Below are 18202 nucleotides of genomic sequence, written 5' to 3' on the forward strand. Positions count from 1 at the left end.
CTACCCCTTGCGCAGGTAGTTGACCAGCCGGTCGATGACCGGCGCGTTGCGCGGCGTGACCAGGCTGACCAGGATGGCCGCCGCAAACCCGGCCGGCACGCCGAAGGCGCCCGATGCAATCGGGTCCACGCCGAACCATCGGTCGCCGAAGATGCCGGTCATGCGGGTGAAGAACGGGTAGTTAACAAAGATGTAATAGACCGCCACCGCCAGCCCTGTTGCCATGCCCGCGACGGCGCCCGCCGCCGTGGTGCGGCGCCAGAAGATCGCCAGCACCAGCACCGGGAAGAAGCTGGACGCGGCCAGCGAGAACGCCGCGCCCACCAGGAACAGGATGTTGCCCGGCCGCAGCGACGTGACGTACGACGCAAACAGCGCCACGCCCAGCAGCACCACCTTGGCCGTCGTCACGCGCCGCTGGTGCGACGCCTGCCGGTCGATCATGTGGTAGTAGACGTCGTGCGACAGCGCGTTGGCAATCGTCAGCAGCAGCCCGTCCGCCGTGGACAGCGCGGCGGCCAGCGCGCCGGCGGCCACCAGCCCCGATATCACGTACGGCAACCCGGCAATCTCGGGCGCGGCCAGCACGATCATGTCGGGCTGGATCAGGATCTCGGCCCACTGGACGATGCCGTCGCCGTTGACGTCCCGGATGCCGAACACCGGCGGATCGACCTTGCGCCACTGCACCACCCACTGCGGCAGTTCCGCGTACGGCGTGCCCACCAGGTGCTGGAAGAACTCGACCTTGACCAGCGCGGCCAGCGTGGGCGCCGACACGTAAAGCAGCGCGATGCAGAACACGGCCCAGGCCACCGAGTTGCGGGTCTCCTTGACCGACGGCGTCGTGTAGAGCCGCGTCAGGATGTGCGGCAGGCTCGCCGTGCCGACCATCAGGCAGAACACCAGCAGTACGAAGTTGAGCCGGCGGGTCTTGCGTTCCTGCTCGGACGCGGCCGGGTACGGTTCGGTCGACGGCGTGGCCGGCTGGCTGCGCGCCAGGGCCTCGGCCCGTTGCTGGCTCCACTGCTGCAGCGCGTCGGCGGCGTCCGCCGGAAAGGCCTGCCGCTCGCGCTCCACGGCCTTGATCTCGCGCAGCGGCGCGTTGCGGGCGCGCAGTTCGATCAGCCGGGCATCCAGCACCTGCCGTTCCTCGTTGAACGACGCCGGCAGCCGCGCGATGCGGTCCTGCAGGTCGATGGCCTGCTGCCGGAACAGCGCCCGCACCTGCTGCTCGGCCGGGTCGCGGTCCAGCCGCTTCTCCTCGGCGTCGATCCGCTGCAGCAGGCCGCCATAACCCACCTGCGGCACCACCTGCTGATGGTGCTTCCAGGCAATCAGCGACACCGCCAGCAGGAAGGCGACGATCAGCATGATGTACTGCGCCACCTGGGTCCACGTGACCGCGCGCATGCCGCCCAGGAACGAGCAGACCAGGATGCCGGCCAGCCCGAAGAACACGCCGACCGCAAACTCCACGCCGATGAAGCGCGTGACGATCAGCCCCACGCCCTGGATCTGCGCCACCAGGTAGACGAACGAACACAGCGACGCGGCCAGCACGGCGATGGCCCGCACGGGCAGGTTGCCGCCCGGCTTGCCGTTGCCGTAGCGTGCGGCCAGGAAATCTGGAATCGTGTAGCCGCCGTACTTGCGCAGGTACGGCGCCAGCAGGAAGGCCACCAGGCAGTAGCCGCCGGTCCATCCCATCACGTAGGCCAGCCCTTCGTAGCCCGAGGCAAAGATGATGCCGGCCAGGCCGATGAACGACGCCGCGCTCATCCAGTCCGCCGCGATGGCCATGCCGTTGAACATGGCCGGCACGCGGCGGCCGGCCACGTAGTACTCGTTGAGGTCCGACGTGCGGCAGATCAGCCCGATGCAGGCGTAGATCGCGATCGTGACGAACAGGAAGACGTAGCCGAGCCACAGCGCGTCGGCGTTGGAGTGTTCGAGCAGCCCCATCATGCCGACGAAGCCGAACAGGCCGAGCGTGAACAGGCCGTAGTACAGCATCAGCCTGCGGCGGAAGCGCGACTGGGTGTCTGGCATCAGGGACAGGGGCAGAGGGGGTCGATCAATGCATTGTGCCCGCGCCGGCGGGCGCCGGGGCGGGCACAACGGGGGTCACGCCAGCCGGTAGCGGGCATGAAATGGCGATTACAGGCCCTGCTTCAACTGGTCCAGGATGGCCGGGTTCTCCAGCGTCGAGGTGTCCTGCGTGATTTCCTCGCCCTTGGCCAGCGACCGCAGCAGGCGGCGCATGATCTTGCCCGAACGCGTCTTGGGCAGGTTGTCGCCAAAGCGGATGTCCTTGGGCTTGGCGATCGGGCCGATCTCCTTGCCCACCCAGTTGCGCAGCTCGGTGGCAATCCTGGCGGCCTCGTCGCCGGTCGGGCGCGAGCGCTTGAGCACCACGAACGCGCAGATCGCCTCGCCGGTGGTGTCGTCGGGGCGGCCCACCACGGCGGCCTCGGCCACGATCGGGTTCGACACCAGCGCCGACTCGATCTCCATCGTGCCCATGCGGTGGCCCGACACGTTCAGCACGTCGTCGATGCGGCCCATGATCGTGAAGTAGCCCGTGTCCTTGTCGCGGATCGAGCCGTCGCCGGCCAGGTACAGCCGGCCGCCCAGTTCGTCGGGGAAGTAGCTCTTCTTGAAGCGCTCCGGGTCGCCCCAGATAGTGCGGATCATCGACGGCCACGGGCGCTTGATGACCAGGATGCCGCCGCTGCCATTGGGCACGTCCTGGCCGGTTTCATCGACGATGGCCGCCATGATGCCCGGCAGCGGCAGCGTGCACGACCCCGGCACCAGCGGCGTGGCGCCTGGCAGCGGCGTGATCACGTGGCCGCCGGTCTCGGTCTGCCAGAACGTGTCGACGATCGGGCAGCGCTCGTTGCCGATGTTCCGGTAGTACCACATCCACGCCTCGGGGTTGATCGGCTCGCCCACGGTGCCCAGCAGGCGCAGGCTCGACAGGTCGTACTGCTTCGGGTGGATCTTCTCGTCGGCCTCGGCGGCCTTGATCAGCGAGCGGATGGCGGTGGGCGCCGTGTAGAAGATGCTGACCTTGTGGCGCTGGATCATCTCCCAGAAGCGGCCCGCGTTCGGGTAGGTCGGCACGCCCTCGAACACCACCTGCGTGGCGCCAGCGGCCAGCGGGCCGTAGGCGATGTAGGTGTGGCCGGTGACCCAGCCGATGTCGGCCGTGCACCAGAACATGTCCTCGGGCTTCAGGTCGAAGGTCCAGCGCATGGTCATCAGCGCCCACAGGAGGTAGCCGCCGGTGCTGTGCTGCACGCCCTTGGGCTTGCCCGTGGAGCCGGACGTGTAGAGCACGAACAGCGGATGCTCGGCGTCCACCGGTTCGGCGTCGCACTGGTCGGGCTGGCCGGCCGAGACGTCCTCCATGTAGCGGTCGCGGCCTTCGGTCCAGCCGACCTTGCCGCCGGTGCGGCGATAGACCACCACGTGCTTGACGGCCTCGCAGCCGCCCAGCGCCAGCGCCTCGTCGGCAATGGCCTTGAGCGGCAGCGCCTTGCCGCCGCGCATCTGTTCGTCGGCCGTGATCAGCGCCACGGCGCCCACGTCCACCAGCCGCTCCTGCAGCGACTTGGCCGAGAACCCGCCGAACACCACCGAGTGGGTGGCGCCGATCCGGGCGCAGGCCTGCATCGCCACCACGCCCTCGACCGACATCGGCATGTAGATGACCACGCGGTCGCCCTTCCTGATTCCCAGCGCCTTCAGCCCGTTGGCAAAGCGGCTGACCCTGGCCAGCAGGTCCTTGTAGCTCACGCGCGAGACCGTGCCGTCGTCGGCTTCGAAGACGATGGCGGTCTTGTCGCCAATCCCCTTCTCGATGTTGCGTTCGAGACAGTTGTACGAGGCATTGAGCTGGCCGTCCTCGAACCACTTGTAGAACGGCGCGTTGCTCTCGTCGAGCACCTTCGTGAACGGCTTGTGCCAGTGCAGCAGCTCGCGGGCGTGGCGCGCCCAGAACCCCTCGTAGTCTTTCTCGGCCTCGGCGCACAGGGCGTTGTACGCCCCCATGCTCGGGATCGCGGCGTTCTTCGCGAACGCCTCGGGGGGATTGAAAACGCGATGCTCCTGCATCACCGACTCGATGGCGGACATGGGTTGTCTCCTGTTTGGCTTTGACTGCTTTGCGTGCAAGGTACGCCCGGCGCCTTACGAGGACCTGACGGTCGGACGGGGCCGCGCAGCCGGGGGTCCGGCGTCACGGCCGCGTATCGACGGCGCGCATGCTGCAATGCAACGGCTTCGGTGGGGGCGCGGGAGACTGGGGGCACAAGTGCAGTCGGCTCTACTAAGTTAGCACAGCCACATGCGGCGGACGCAAATACCTGAACGTACGCACGGTACAATCGAGCCCCGTTTCGATTGTCTGGCGACATTACATCCGTTTCTGGCACCGCCCATGGCCCAATACACTCCGCTACGTCCGATCCCCCGCATCATCTTTGCCTCGCGCTGGCTGCAGTTGCCGCTGTACCTCGGCCTGATCGTCGCGCAGGGCGTCTACGTCTACCACTTCCTGGTCGAGGTCTGGCACCTGCTGTCGCACGTCACCACCTACGACGAGACCAAGATCATGCTGGTGGTGCTGGGGCTGATCGACGTGGTGATGATCTCGAACCTGCTCATCATGGTGATCGTCGGCGGCTACGAGACTTTTGTGTCGCGGCTGGGCATCGACAACCACCCGGACGAGCCCGAGTGGCTGGACCACGTCAATGCCGGCGTGCTCAAGGTCAAGCTGTCGATGGCGCTGATCGGCATCTCGTCGATCCACCTGCTCAAGACCTTCATCGACGCCGAGCAGCGCAGCTCGCACACGATCATGTGGCAGGTCATCATCCACGTGGCATTCCTGGCATCGGCGCTGGCCATGGCCTGGGTGGACCGGATGGTGACCCATCCCCACCCAGCCCCCGGACATGACGCGCCCGGCACCGATGGTGCGACGCAGCAGGCACACTGACCTTGCCGCCTGCGCCGGGTGATGCTCACGCCACACCCGGCACCCCTTCCGAATACCCGACCAAAGCTGTCGACGGCTGTATGCACCGCGTACGGCCGTCCCCGCCACGGTGTATCATCCCGGGCTGTGTTTCACCGCTGCCCTCCCCCACAAAATGACAGTCATCAAGCAAGAAGACCTCATCCAGAGCGTCGCCGACTCGCTGCAGTACATCAGCTATTACCACCCGATGGACTACATCACCAGCCTGGGCCGTGCCTATGAGCTGGAGCAGAGTCCGGCCGCCAAGGATGCGATTGCCCAGATCCTGACGAACAGCCGCATGTGCGCCGAAGGCAAGCGCCCGCTGTGCCAGGACACCGGCATCGTCACGATCTTCGTCAAGGTGGGCATGGACGTGCGCTGGGACGGCGCCACGATGGGCCTGTCGGACATGATCAACGAGGGGGTGCGCCGCGGCTACACGCATCCGGACAACGTGCTGCGCGCGTCGATCGTCAACCCGCCCGAAGGCGCCCGCAAGAACACCAAGGACAACACGCCGGCCGTGATCCACTATGAAGTGGTGCCGGGCAACACCGTGGACATCCAGGTGGCGGCCAAGGGCGGCGGCTCGGAGAACAAGTCGAAGTTCGTGATGCTGAACCCGTCGGACTCGATCGTCGACTGGGTGCTCAAGACCGTGCCGACGATGGGCGCCGGCTGGTGCCCGCCGGGCATGCTCGGCATCGGCATTGGCGGCACCGCCGAGAAGGCGATGGTGATGGCCAAGGAATCGCTGATGGAACACATCGACATCCAGGACATCATCGCGCGCGGCCCGCGCGACTGGATCGAGGAAATGCGCGTCGAGCTGTTCGAGAAGGTCAACGCGCTCGGCATCGGCGCCCAGGGCCTGGGCGGCCTGGCCACCGTGCTGGACGTCAAGATCATGGCCGCGCCGACGCACGCCGCGTCCAAGCCCGTGGCGATGATCCCGAACTGCGCCGCCACGCGCCACGTCCATTTCACGCTGGACGGCAGCGGCCCGGCCAGGCTGGAAGCGCCGGACCTGAACGCCTGGCCGAAGGTGGAATGGGCGCCGAACACCGAGACGTCGAAGCGCGTGGACCTGAACACGCTGACGCCCGAGGAAGTGGCTTCGTGGAAGCCGGGCCAGACGCTGCTGCTGAACGGCAAGATGCTGACCGGCCGCGACGCCGCGCACAAGCGCATCGCCGACATGCTGGCCAAGGGCGAGCAGCTGCCGATCGACTTCACGAACCGCGTGATCTACTACGTCGGCCCGGTCGATCCGGTGCGCGACGAGGTGGTCGGCCCGGCCGGCCCCACCACGGCGACCCGCATGGACAAGTTCACCGAGACCATGCTGTCGCAGACCGGCCTGATCGCGATGATCGGCAAGGCCGAGCGCGGCCCGGTGGCGATCGAATCGATCCAGAAGCACAAGTCGGCCTACCTGATGGCCGTGGGCGGCGCCGCCTACCTGGTCTCCAAGGCCATCCGTGGCGCCAAGGTGCTGGCCTTCGAAGACCTGGGCATGGAAGCGATCTACGAGTTCGACGTCAAGGACATGCCGGTGACGGTGGCCGTCGACAGCTCGGGTACCTCGGTCCACAAGACCGGCCCGGCCGAATGGCAGGCCAAGATCGGCAAGATTCCGGTCGCCGCCGCCTGAGCCTGACGTAGTTTGCAGTACTGGCCCCTTCCGCCCGGCGGGAGGGGCTTCCTTCCTCTTGGCACGCCTGCCTGTGAATCCCTCCCCCATCGGCGTCTTCGACTCCGGCCTTGGCGGCCTGTCCGTGCTACGCGAAGTGCGCGCCATGCTGCCACACGAGCCGCTGGTCTATCTGGCCGATTCCCGCTACGCGCCGTACGGCGACAAACCCGAAGCGTTTGTCGAGGCCCGCACGCTCCAGGTCTGCGAATGGCTGGTGGCGCAGGGCTGCAAGGCGCTGGTGATCGCCTGCAACACGGCCACGATGCATGCGGTGCAGACGCTGCGCGAGCGGCTGCCGGTGCCGATCATCGGCGTGGAACCGGGGCTCAAGCCGGCGGCGGCGTCGAGCCGCAGCAAGGTGGTGGGCGTCCTGGCCACGGCCAACACGCTCAAGAGTGCCAAGTTCAACCGGCTGCTGGCCACGCTGGCGCCCGAAAGCCGCTACCTCTGCACGGCCGGCCATGGCCTGGTGGCCCTGATCGAACAGGGCGACGTCTCGGGCCCGGCCATCCGCGAGAAGCTCGACGCCTACCTGACACCGATGCTCGACGCGGGCGCCGACACGCTCGTGCTGGGCTGCACCCACTACCCGTTCCTGTCCGAGACGATCCGCGACATGGTCGGCGACCGCCTGGCGCTGATCGACACCGGGCTGGCCATTGCCCGCCAACTGGCGCGCAAGCTCGACGAGTTCGGCCTGGCGGCCAGCCCCGACGGGGCGCCCGAGATCCGCTATCTGTCGACCAAGGACGCCCGGCACCTGCACGACATGGCCGCCGCGCTGCTGCAGGTGGATGCGCGCGCGGAAACCGTCGCGATCGAACCGGCGCCAGCCATCGGCGCCTGACCGGCGTCACCCCGCAAATCTAAGGAAACGGCTACTGCGTGAAGCCGACCGTGCGGTGCTGCCGCACCTCTGGCTTCACCGCATGCTCCTGGCGGAGCTGCGCCAGGAATTCGTCCGGCGTCAGCGCCTCGCCCAGCACGACGGACTGGCGCTTGACCGTCGCAAAATCGCCAGGCGTGAGGCAGTCCATGGCGTCCAGGTCGCGGCGGATCGCGTCGGTCATCCGCCCGGCGTCGCCACCGAGCGCCTCGTCGACAAACATCGCCACGCGCTGCGACGGCTTGAGCGCCAGGAAGCGGATCTTGAAGGAAAAACGACGTAGCGCGGCTTCGTCGAGCCGGTCGAACAGGTTCGTCGTGCAGATGAAGATGCCGTTGAAGCGCTCCATGCCCTGCAGCATCTCGTTGACTTCCGATACCTCGTAGTTGCGCACGGCCTGCTGGCGGCTCTGCATGAAGCTGTCGGCCTCGTCGAGCAACAGCACGGCGCCGTCTTCCTCCGCGCGCGCGAACATCGTCGCAATTTGTTGCTCGGTCTCGCCGACGTACTTGCTCATCAGGTCCGACGCGCGTCGGATCATCAGCGGCAGGTCCAGCGCGGCGGCGATATGCTCGGCCAGCGCCGTCTTGCCCGTGCCGGGCGGCCCGTAGAAACACAGCGTGCCGCGCTGCCGGGCGCCCAGCGCCTGCACGATCTTTTCCACCGCGTAGCGCGTCTCCAGGTGCAGGTTGTCCAGCCGGTAGCGTGTGACCACCGGCCGCGCCTCGGCCTCGGGCCGCAGCCCCATGGCCCGGTCTGCATGCTCCAGCTGGCGCACGATCAGCGCCTCCACGGGCTCGTCGACGTCGGGCCGCGCCAGTTCCACAAAGCGCGCCGCCGACTGGACCTGCGCCGGCGTCAGCGTCTTGCGCGCCGCCAGCGTGGCGATGAACGCATCGCTGACCGCCAGGCTGCCAAGGTGCTTGCGGATGATGTTCTCGCGCACCTGCGGCGGCGGGATCTTCAGTTCCAGGTGGAACTGGAAGCGCCGCAGGTAGGCCGGGTCGATCTGCCGGATCGAGTTCGAGATCCAGATCACCGGCACCGGGTTCTGCTCCAGCGTCTGGTTGACCCACGCCTTGCCATTGACCGACGCGCGCGCGTCTTCCTGGCCGAACAGGCTCATCAGCTCGCGCGCGCTGCCCGGAAAGACGTCCTCCACCTCGTCGAACAGCAGCGCCGTGCGCGGACGCCCGCGCAGGAATGCCTGCGACACCTGCAACGAACGGTATCGGTCCTTGCCGGACAGGCTGTTGCCATCGCGGTCGAAGCAGTCCACCTCGTACAGCTCGCAGCCGGCCTCGCGCGCCACCAGCCGCGCGAATTCGGTCTTGCCGGTGCCCGGCGGGCCGTAGATCAGCACGTTCACGCCCGACGCATTCTGCCGCGTGGCGTTGCCAAGCAGCGCGGTCAGGTAGCGCGCGTCGGTTTCCACATGGGGATAGTCGCTGGTGCCCAGCGTGGGCGGCGCGGCCGGCCGGGTGAAGACGGCCATCATCTCGGCTTCGCTCGCGTAGTTGCCCAGCAGCACGTGCAGCAGGCGGTCGGACAGGCGCATCAGGTCGCCCAGGTCTGTGACGCTGTTCTCGGGCAGCGGCTGCTCGATCAGGTTCAGCGTTTCCAGCCGCGAGCCCGGCCGCAGCGACGCGGCGATGTCGGCCGGCGATGCCCCGGTCAGCCCGGACAGGATCTGGAACGCCTCCTGGCTGTGCGCAACCTTGCAGTCGACCATCACCGCGCGCAGGTCGCGCTTGTACTTGGCCAGCGCCGCATAGAGCAGCAGCTTGCGCTCGTGCTCGGGCAGGTTCAGCACGTGGCTCAGCATGTCGATGTTGCGCACCAGCAGCACGCGCTCGCCATCGAGCCGCGCCGCGATGGCGGCCGACGACGCGGCGAACACCGCGAACATGTCCTTCGCGTGGTGCTTCACGTACTCGTCGAGGTAGTAAAACAGCGCGCTTTCGTCGAAGGCACTGTTCCATTGGCCGTGGCGCTCCAGGAATTCCTCGGGCGACAGGCGGGAGGCGCCCTTCCACGCCGGCATGTCGGCGCACCGCGCGGACAGGAAGCGCTGCACGCGCAGCACCACGCCGTACGGCCACACCATCTCCTGCGCGCTGACGGTCAGCACATCGTTGATGTTGCTGCGCAGGTTGAAGCGCGGCCCGAGCGCGCACACCACGCGCAGCGCAAACTGCGCGCACATCCAGTCGAGCGCCGAGGTGCCCACCGCCCCGGGCGACGCGCGCAGCAGCGTGCTGCGGTCGTCCATCGTGCGGTCGTCTTCAGCAAAACGGGTGAAATCCATGGCTGGTTCCCTTCGCACAGGGCCATGGGGCGCGTCCGGACCGCGGGGAAGCGCCTGGCCTGTGCCGTGTCTGCCGCTAACTGGGGATTCCTGTTAATCGTAGCGCGGTTTTCCGGAAGTGGGGCATCGGCGGCACGCCGCGGCGCGGCATCGGACACGTAGCGCGGGCCCGACATCGGCCCCCGAATTGCTGCGCGACGCGCAATGAAGCGGGCGCAGAATACCGTCACGCATTGCACAATGTGCAACAAATAAGAATCATTATCGTTTATACTATCGCGCTGATACGCTGCCCAAGAGTGGCGCTCCCCCTGTAACCGGTTACCCAACGGCTGTGTTTCTCTGGAGCGTTATCATCATGGAATTGCTATTGAGCCTGCTGGTCGGATGTGGCATCTCGCTGATCCTCTTCTACCGCAAGTGATTGCGCCGCAAGGCGAGCACCTGTTGTTCCTCTCATGTTCGATCAACGATTTTTCAAGATCACCATCGCCGTCCTGCTGTTCCATGCCGGACTGCTGTACCTGATCCAGAGCGGGCTGGCCCGCAAGCTGACAGAGGCCGTCATCGCTCCCGAGATCATGGCCCGCATCATTCCCATGGAGCAGCCCAAGCCCGAGCCGCCTGCCCCGGAACCTCCCAAGCCGCAGCCCACGCCGCCCAAGCAGGTCAAGGTCGTGACGCCGCGCCCGACGCCGCCGAAGCCGCAGCCCACGCCGGCCCCGGTGGCCACGCTGCCGCCGACCCCGACGGCCATCGAGGCGCCGCCCGCACCGCCTGCCCCGCCGGCACCGGAGCCGCCCGCCCCGCCGCCCGTGGCGATGAACTCGGCACCGCGCGCCGTGGGCATCGGCGAGATGGCCTGCTCGCAGCCGGCGCCGGTCTATCCCCGGCAGTCGCAGCGCATGGGCGAGACCGGCACCGCGATCATCCGCCTGAATTTCGACGACAAGGGCCAGGTCATCAAGGCCGTCGTGTCGAAGTCCAGCGGCTCGGACCGCCTTGACGACGCCGCGCTGACCGCCGCCAAGGCCATCCGCTGCAAGCCGTACGTCGAGAACGGGCGCGCCGTGGCCGCCACCGCGCAGCAGCCAATCAAATTCGAGTTGAACTGATTCCCCGGATTTTTCCGATACCCTAAACACTGACCCTTTCAGGAACCACCATGCAGGACCTCGGACTCTCCCACCTCTGGTCGCAAGGCGATTTCGTCATGCGCGCGACCGCCATCATTCTGCTGATCATGTCGCTGCTGTCGTGGATCGTGATTCTCACCAAGGCGTGGGATCTGGTCCGCCTCAAGAAGATGGCGCACGGCGCCGAGAAGCGCTTCTGGCACTCGGACGACTTCGATCACGCGCTGGACACGCTGGGCGCCAGCGAAGCCAACCCGTTCCGCACGCTGGCCGTGACCGGCAAGGAAGCCGCCCAGCACCACCGCGCCAGCCAGCCGCAGCTGCATGACGCGCTGGACATCTCTGACTGGCTGACCCGCTCGCTCAAGAGCTCGATCGACGAGGCCGTGGCGCGCATGCAGTCGGGCCTGGCGATCCTGGCGTCGGTGGGTTCCACCGCGCCGTTCGTGGGCCTGTTCGGCACCGTGTGGGGCATCTACCACGCGCTGATCGGCATTGGCGCCTCGGGCGTGCCGACGATCGACAAGGTGGCCGGCCCGGTGGGCGAGGCGCTGATCATGACCGCCTTCGGCCTGGCCGTCGCCATCCCCGCCGTGCTGGGCTACAACGCCCTGAGCCGCGGCAACAAGGGCGTGATCAGCAAGCTGAACCGCTTTGCGCACGACCTGCACGCCTACTTCGTCACCGGCGCCCGCGTGCGTCCGACCTCCGCGGCCCGCGCCACCGACGATGCGTCGATGCGCCTGGCCGTCAAGAACTGAGCGCGGATTCGTAGCGCCCAAAGGAAAGCATCATGGCATTCGGCACCCTGGACGGAGACGATGACGAGGTGATGAGCGAAATCAACATGACGCCGCTGGTCGACGTCATGCTGGTGCTGCTGATCATCTTCATCATCACGATTCCCGTCATCAACCACGCGGTCAAGATCGACCTGCCGCGTGCGACGAACCAGCCCAACGACACCAAGCCGCAGAACATCAACGTCTCCGTCGATGCGCAGGGCAAGGTGTTCTGGAACCAGGAAGAAGTGGATCCGGCCCAGCTGGAGCAGCGCATCGCGGCAGCGGCACAGCAGCAGCCGCAGCCCGAGCTGCACCTGCGCGCCGATCGTGACGTCCGCTACGAGCGCGTGGCCGAAGTCATGGCCGCGGCGCAGCATGGCGGCCTGGGCAAGATCGGCTTCATCACCGAGCCCAAGCGCTGAGCTGGCAAGCTCCACAATCGGAAAAGGCACCCTCGGGTGCCTTTTTTGTTGGATTCGCGGGTAGCGCAGTTGTCCGATTCACGCGCGTCATGCCACAGCCGCGTCACGGATGTAACTTCGCACGAAGTCGCTTGTAATGATAACGGTTCTCATTTAAGATTCTTTCACTGCTGGTTCGCCACGGCGAACCCCGACCCGCTATCCCGTGTCCCGTCCTGACGGCACACTTCGAACGGAGAAGACCATGAGCACCCTGAGCCTGCCGATGTCGCAACCGCGTGAAGTCACGCGCCGCCGCCTGTCCCTGCGCCGCGTGGAGGTTGCCCCGCAGGCGCGCCGCGAGTCGGCGGCCGCGATGCCGACGGCATCGTCCACGGCGTCGTCGGCGCTGGAATCGGTCAAGTCGGCGGTCGCCGCCCTGCCCGCGCGCCTGGAAGCGTTGATGCGCCAGACGCCGAACAATCCGGTCGATCCGCAAGCCGTGCCGCTGGAAGCCATCATGCAAGGCGCCACGACGCTGCCGATCCTGCATAACGGCGAGGTCTACATGCTGCGCGTCACGCGCTACGGCAAGCTGATCCTGACCAAGTGATCGCCGTCCGGGCCACGCGCCGGACCTGTACAGACTTTTGTGGGGACCACCCGTCGACAACGGGTGTTGGGCAGTAGCCAGACGATCGGATACCCCAGTCAGGCAAGCATTCCAGACCCCTTGCCTGACTGGCCGATGCCAGCCATGCCATCTTTTTATTCCGCCCCGCAGGCGTTGCGCCTGCGGGGCTTTTTACTGCCCGCTCGCGGCACGGGGCCGCGGCGTCATCAGATACCCAGGGCGGCGATACCGGCGCGGGCAATCTGCGCGTCTTCGGTCGACTTGACGCCCGAAACGCCCACGGCACCCACCACCTGGTTGTTCACGACGATGGGCACGCCACCTTCGAGCATGCCTTGCAGCAGCGGGGCCGTCATGAACGAGTAGCGGCCGTTGTTGATCATGTCCTCGTAGATCTTGGACTCGCGGCGGCCCAGCGACGCGGTACGCGCCTTCTCCGTGGCGATATAGGCCGAGATCGTGGCCACGCCATCCAGGCGCAGCATGCCGAGCGGATGACCACCGTCGTCGACGACGACAATCGTGACAGCCCAGTTGTTGGCCTTGGCCTCTGCCTCGGCGGCGACCAGCACCTTCTTCACGTCGTCAGCCGTCAGTACGGTCTTTTGCTGCATACCTCTCTCCATCGTTCAGGGTTGAGGCTGCAGTATATCGCCCGATGCCGGCCCGCCGGAGTTGAAACTGCTTCACCTTGCGATGGCTTGACGCTCAGGGCGCGGCCTGCACCGGCGCCACAAACGACAAGGCCCGCATGCGCGCGGGCCTTGGTATGCCGATGGCGGCGACGCGCGTGGGATCAGGCGCCGTCCGAGAAGGCGTCGCGGCGGTCGGTCACGCGCGCGCCATCCGAATACACGTCGCGCGATCCGGTGACGCGGGCACCGTCCGTGTAGACGTCGCGGCTGTCGACGGCGCGCTGGCCGCCGCTGTAGATGTCATATTTGACCGGCGCGGCAAAGGCGGAGGTCGAGAGCGCGGCAAGCGCGCCGATGGCGGCGGCAATTGCCAGACGTTGTTGGATGGCCATGAAAATCCCCTTGTTCGATTGGACGACGGGCGCCGCGCCATCAGCCGTCGTTGCATGCGGTGGCTGTGGGAGCAACGTCACATTAGGGAGTTTAGGGGGAAACCCCTAGGGGAAAATCCAGATGGCTTGAGCAGACGCATCAAAAACTTTGAGCCTCCGTGCTAGGCGGGAACCTATTCGCACATACGCCGCCCACGGCGAGTCAGATGGGGCGCCGGACTGCCCCAACGCCTGCCAAAGAAAAAGCCCCGTTGCCGGGGCTTTTCGATGATCTGCGAGAGCAGGCTCAGTGGCGATGACCGTGGCCGTGGCCGTAACCATGACCGTGTCCCGGAGGACCGTAGTAGCCACCGCGGCCGCGCCAGCCCGGACCGTAGTAGTAGCGGGGGCCACCACCGTAGTAGCGGGGCGCGCCGTAATAGACCGGAGCCGGGCGAACCACCACCGGCGGCGGGCCGTAGTAGACCGGGGCCGGCGCCACGACCACCGGCGGGGGCGGTGCGTAGTAAGCGGGTGCCGGCGGATAGTAGGCGGGACCCCCCACCACGACGCCCGGAACACGGATCGCCACGTCGACGTTCACACGCGCCATGGCGGCGCCAGACGCCAGCGCGGCGGCCACACCGAATGCTGCGAACAACCAACGTTTCATGATCGTGCCTCTTTGAGTTAGGAGGATTCCTGTTACTCGTAATTGTACGAGGTCATGAATTCCGAGGTGAAACGGAGGGCGCGACATTGTTACCGCCGGTAACAGCGGGATCACATACGCTGGGCGATGTATCCGGCTTGCTTCCTGCCGCCTAAGCCACCACAATACCGGGCTTGCCGTGCGGCCGTGGAGAAATTGGTAGACTCAGCAGACTTAAAATCTGCCGCTCTTACGGGCTTACGGGTTCGAGTCCCGTCGGCCGCACCAACGCTCTCCCCTAGCAACAACGCGGGCAACGCGTCAGACGAGCACCGCGCACAGCGCCGCCCCCACTCCCATCAGGAACACGAACAGCAGCCCGGCCAGCGCCAGCGGCTTGCGGCCGGCGCGCAGCAGGTCGCCGATGCGGGTGTGCAGGCCGATGGCGAGCATCGCGCAGGCCAGCAGCCAGTTGTCGAAGGCGATCAGCGTCGGCTTCCAGCTACCCGGCACCAGCGCCGCCGAATTGAGCGCCATCACCGCGACAAAGCCCACCGCGAACCACGGTACCGAGCGCAGCAGCGCCTTGAGGTTGCGCGTGCCACCCGACTCTTGCGACCAGCTCGTGCGCGGCCACAGCGCCATCACCAGCAGCAGCGGCCCGAGCGCCAGCACGCGCACCATCTTGGCCACCACGGCGGCATCGGCCGCGCCATCGCCAACCATCTTGCCGGACGCGATGACCTGGGCCACCTCGTGCAGCGTGGCGCCGGTGAAGATGCCGAACGCGCGCTGGCTGATCTGGAGGTGCCAGTGCTGCGTCGCCAGTTCGTAGATCCACGGGTACAGCAGCATGCCGACGGTGCCGAACAGCACGACCGTCGCCACCGCCACGGCCGTCTGGCGATCATCGGTCCGCACGACAGACGACACGGCGATGGCCGCCGCCGCGCCGCACACCGCGCTGCCCGCGCTGACGAGGATCGCTTCGCGCCGGCTCAGGCCGAACAACGACGACCCGACCCACATGCCGAACAGCAGCGTGGCCACCAGCATCAGCAGCGGCACCACCACGCCCCCTACGCCCAGCGCCGCAATCGCGCCGAATGTCAGGCGCAGCCCGTACAACGCCACGCCAAGCCGCAGCAGATGATGGCGCGCCACCTGCATGCCAGGCGCCAGCGGCGTCAGCCAGTGCCTGGGCATCGTGTTGGCGGCAACCATGCCCGCCCCCATCGCCAGCGTCAGCGCCGACAGGCCGTACTGCGAGATGGCCGGATGATCGGCCAGCGCCTGCGCCAGCCAGGCAATCGCGCCCAGCGGCAGCAGGGTCAAGAGCCGCTTACGCCACAAAACAAGCGTAGAAGGGGCGATGACGACGGGAATCGAGTGCGGGGCAGGAGCCGTGGACATGGCAGGACAGCGTTATTGTTCGATGCCTTGCAGCGTACGCATCCGAACATGACCCGTAAAACGGGTAATATCGTTATGCCTTATCTGTTTTAGCGATAGACCCATGGAACAACGCCCGCTCCGCCTGACCCTGCGTCAGCTACAGGTATTCGTCGCCGTCGCCCAGCACGGCAGCACCACGGCCGCCGCGGAAGCGCTGGCGATGTCCCAGTCCGCGGTCAGCGCGTCGCTGGCCGAACTGGAACGTGCCTTGAACGGCGCCCTGTTCGACCGCGTCGCCCGTCGCCTTGCCATCAACGAGGCCGGCCGCCAGTTCTTCCCGCGCGCGCTGTCGCTGCTGGACCAGGCGCATGAACTGGAGCGCTTTGCGTCGGAAGGTGGCGTGCAACTGCGGATCGCGGCCAGCAATACGATCGGCAGCTACATCCTGCCGGCGCTGCTGGCGGGCTTCCGCAACGCCCAGAGCGGCCCGTGCACGCTGGACCTGCGCATCGGCAATACGCAGGACGTGCTGCACAGCCTGATGAAATTCGAGGTCGATATCGGGCTGATCGAGGGCACCAGCCATGAGCGCGACCTGCGAAGCGTCCACTGGTGCGACGACGAGATGGTGGTCATCGTCGGCCCGTCCCATCCGCTGGCTGCCGTGGCCGATCAGGCGGACGCGCTGCACACCATGCTGCGCGATGCCGACTGGATCGTCCGGGAGCCGGGTTCGGGCACGCGCGAGATCATCGAGGCCCGGCTGGTGCCGGCGCTCGGCGCCCTGCGCTTCGCGCTGGAGCTGGGCAATGCCGAGGCGATCAAGCGCGCCGTGATGAGCGGCTTCGGGGTGAGCTGCCTGTCGCTACACGTGGTGCGCGACGAGATCGAGCGGGGCCTGCTGGTGGCGCTGCGCACCGGCCTGCCGCGCGTGATCCGCCCGCTGCAACTCGTCGTCCATCAGGACAAGTTTCCCACCCAGGGCCTGCTCGCATTCACCGAATACCTGCGCGGCGCCGCCCCGGTTCAGGCCGGCTGAGCGTCGCGCTGCGCCTTGCCATCCTGACGCGCGCAGTAGCGGTCGAGCAGATGGAACAGCACGGGGTTGAGCAGGATCGACAGCAGCGCGCCGGCCAGGATCAGCGCCTGTCCGCGCTCGGGCAGGATGTTCAGGTACACGCCGAGGCTGGCCAGGATGAACGAGAACTCGCCGATCTGCGCCAGGCTTGCGGCAATCGTCAGTCCCACGCGGGGGCTGTGGCCGAACATGCGGACGATGCCGAGCGCCGCCACCGATTTGCCGACTACGATGATCAGCAGCGTCGCCAGCACGCCCCACGGGTCGTTGACCAGCACCATCGGATCGAACAGCATCCCGACCGAGACGAAGAACAGCACCGCGAACGCGTCGCGCAGCGGCAGCGATTCCTCGGCGGCGCGATGGCTGAATTCCGATTCCGCCAGCACCATGCCCGCGAAGAACGCACCGAGCGCGAACGAGACCCCGAACAGCGAATACGCGCCAAACGCCACGCCCAGCGCCGTGGCCAGCACGCCCAGCCGGAACAGCTCGCGGCTGCCGGTCCAGACGATGCGTTCGAGCATCCACGGGATGAACCGCCGGCCGATCACCATCATCACGGCGACGAACGCCACGACCTTGCCCAGCGTGGCGACGATCTCGATCAGCACCTCGCTGGTGGTCGGCGCCGATGCGCCCTGGCCGTCGGAGCCGCCCAGCAGGCCGGCCATCGCCGGCAGCAGCACGAGCGTCAGCACCATCGCCAGGTCTTCCACGATCAGCCAACCCACGGCGATGCGGCCCTGCGGCGACTCCAGCAGGTCGCGTTCCTGCAGCGCGCGCAGCAGCACCACGGTACTGGCCACCGACAGGGCCAGGCCGTAGACCAGCCCCTGCCCCCAGTGCCAGTCGAAGCCCCACGCCACCAGCATGCCGAGCACCGTGGCGATGCCGATCTGGACGATGGCGCCCGGAATGGCGATCTTCTTCACGGCCATCAGGTCCTTGACCGAGAAATGCAAGCCCACGCCGAACATCAGCAGGATCACCCCCAGTTCGGCCAGTTCCGGCGCCAGCGTCTGATCGGCCGTATAGCCGGGCGTATGCGGCCCCACGGCGATGCCCGCGCACAGGTAGCCGATCAGCGGCGGCAGCCGAAACCGGTTGGCGATGGCTCCCAGGATGAACGCCAGCACAATGCCGCCGACGATGGTGCTGATGAGCGGGGTGGCGTGCTGCATGCGTCT

At 67.0% G+C, this 18202-nt stretch carries 16 protein-coding genes and 1 tRNA gene; 9 read left to right on the plus strand and 8 right to left on the minus strand.

All coding sequences use genetic code 11. From position 1 onward, the window contains the following. Entirely contained in the window at nucleotides 1-2052 is a 2052-nt protein-coding gene (locus tag QTN24_RS00560; RefSeq protein ID WP_313834992.1) for a VC_2705 family sodium/solute symporter, read from the minus strand. 108 nt (nucleotides 2053-2160) lie between these two features. Next, a complete protein-coding gene (acs, locus tag QTN24_RS00565) occupies nucleotides 2161-4143 on the minus strand; it encodes an acetate--CoA ligase (protein ID WP_313834993.1) in 1983 nt (660 codons plus the stop codon). Nucleotides 4144-4447: 304 nt separating this feature from the next. On the opposite strand from acs, the gene QTN24_RS00570 reads away from it, so the two are divergent. The 3 genes from QTN24_RS00570 to murI all read left to right on the plus strand — a co-directional run bounded on the left by QTN24_RS00570 (nucleotide 4448) and on the right by murI (nucleotide 7578). Beyond that, the gene (locus tag QTN24_RS00570; protein WP_313834994.1) at nucleotides 4448-5011 is read left to right on the plus strand and encodes a TIGR00645 family protein; all 564 of its coding nucleotides are present in this window, start codon (nucleotides 4448-4450) and stop codon (nucleotides 5009-5011) included. A 154-nt stretch (nucleotides 5012-5165) separates the two neighbouring features. Beyond that, nucleotides 5166-6689 (plus strand): fumarate hydratase, encoded by a 1524-nt coding sequence (locus QTN24_RS00575; protein ID WP_124683843.1) that lies wholly within the window; start codon nucleotides 5166-5168, stop codon nucleotides 6687-6689. Between the two features lie 73 nt (nucleotides 6690-6762). Beyond that, nucleotides 6763-7578, plus strand: a complete 816-nt coding sequence (gene murI, locus QTN24_RS00580; RefSeq protein ID WP_313834995.1) for a glutamate racemase — start codon at nucleotides 6763-6765, stop codon at nucleotides 7576-7578. A gap of 31 nt (nucleotides 7579-7609) precedes the next feature. Here the strand turns inward: murI and QTN24_RS00585 are convergent, their stop codons facing one another. After that, entirely contained in the window at nucleotides 7610-9925 is a 2316-nt protein-coding gene (locus tag QTN24_RS00585; RefSeq protein ID WP_313834996.1) for an AAA family ATPase, read from the minus strand. 458 nt (nucleotides 9926-10383) lie between these two features. Between QTN24_RS00585 and QTN24_RS00590 the strand changes: the two genes are divergently transcribed. The 4 genes from QTN24_RS00590 (at nucleotide 10384) to QTN24_RS00605 (ending at nucleotide 12860) form a co-directional block, all read left to right on the plus strand. Further along, the gene (locus tag QTN24_RS00590; protein WP_124683840.1) at nucleotides 10384-11040 is read left to right on the plus strand and encodes an energy transducer TonB; all 657 of its coding nucleotides are present in this window, start codon (nucleotides 10384-10386) and stop codon (nucleotides 11038-11040) included. 50 nt (nucleotides 11041-11090) lie between these two features. After that, entirely contained in the window at nucleotides 11091-11822 is a 732-nt protein-coding gene (locus tag QTN24_RS00595; RefSeq protein ID WP_124683839.1) for a MotA/TolQ/ExbB proton channel family protein, read from the plus strand. Nucleotides 11823-11854: 32 nt separating this feature from the next. Continuing rightward, nucleotides 11855-12268, plus strand: a complete 414-nt coding sequence (locus QTN24_RS00600) for an ExbD/TolR family protein (protein WP_124683838.1) — start codon at nucleotides 11855-11857, stop codon at nucleotides 12266-12268. Nucleotides 12269-12512: 244 nt separating this feature from the next. After that, complete coding sequence (locus QTN24_RS00605) at nucleotides 12513-12860, plus strand: hemin uptake protein HemP (RefSeq protein ID WP_313834997.1); 348 nt, start codon at nucleotides 12513-12515, stop codon at nucleotides 12858-12860. Between the two features lie 227 nt (nucleotides 12861-13087). Here the strand turns inward: QTN24_RS00605 and QTN24_RS00610 are convergent, their stop codons facing one another. From QTN24_RS00610 to QTN24_RS00620, 3 genes are all read right to left on the minus strand, one after another. Next, complete coding sequence (locus tag QTN24_RS00610) at nucleotides 13088-13495, minus strand: heme-binding protein (protein WP_124683836.1); 408 nt, start codon at nucleotides 13493-13495, stop codon at nucleotides 13088-13090. Nucleotides 13496-13677: 182 nt separating this feature from the next. Then, nucleotides 13678-13908: a hypothetical protein gene (locus QTN24_RS00615; RefSeq protein WP_124683835.1), complete on the minus strand. Its 231-nt coding sequence runs from the start codon at nucleotides 13906-13908 to the stop codon at nucleotides 13678-13680. 286 nt (nucleotides 13909-14194) lie between these two features. Further along, entirely contained in the window at nucleotides 14195-14560 is a 366-nt protein-coding gene (locus QTN24_RS00620; protein ID WP_313834998.1) for a hypothetical protein, read from the minus strand. A 180-nt stretch (nucleotides 14561-14740) separates the two neighbouring features. Between QTN24_RS00620 and QTN24_RS00625 the strand changes: the two genes are divergently transcribed. Next, nucleotides 14741-14827: transfer RNA gene (locus QTN24_RS00625), tRNA-Leu, on the plus strand. 33 nt (nucleotides 14828-14860) lie between these two features. On the opposite strand, the gene QTN24_RS00630 is transcribed toward QTN24_RS00625, so the two are convergent. Next, entirely contained in the window at nucleotides 14861-15952 is a 1092-nt protein-coding gene (locus QTN24_RS00630; protein WP_313834999.1) for a YeiH family protein, read from the minus strand. 103 nt (nucleotides 15953-16055) lie between these two features. Here QTN24_RS00630 and QTN24_RS00635 point away from each other — a divergent pair, with 103 nt between their 5' ends. Beyond that, a complete protein-coding gene (locus tag QTN24_RS00635; RefSeq protein WP_124683832.1) occupies nucleotides 16056-16973 on the plus strand; it encodes a LysR family transcriptional regulator in 918 nt (305 codons plus the stop codon). Here QTN24_RS00635 and ybaL read toward each other — a convergent pair. Further along, the gene (gene ybaL, locus QTN24_RS00640) at nucleotides 16961-18196 is read right to left on the minus strand and encodes a YbaL family putative K(+) efflux transporter (protein ID WP_313835000.1); all 1236 of its coding nucleotides are present in this window, start codon (nucleotides 18194-18196) and stop codon (nucleotides 16961-16963) included. The genes QTN24_RS00635 and ybaL overlap by 13 nt on opposite strands. Nucleotides 18197-18202 lie beyond the last annotated feature (6 nt).

The sequence above is a fragment of the Cupriavidus sp. SZY C1 genome (genome assembly GCF_032190535.1).
Taxonomy (GTDB): Bacteria; Pseudomonadota; Gammaproteobacteria; order Burkholderiales; family Burkholderiaceae; genus Cupriavidus; species Cupriavidus pauculus_C.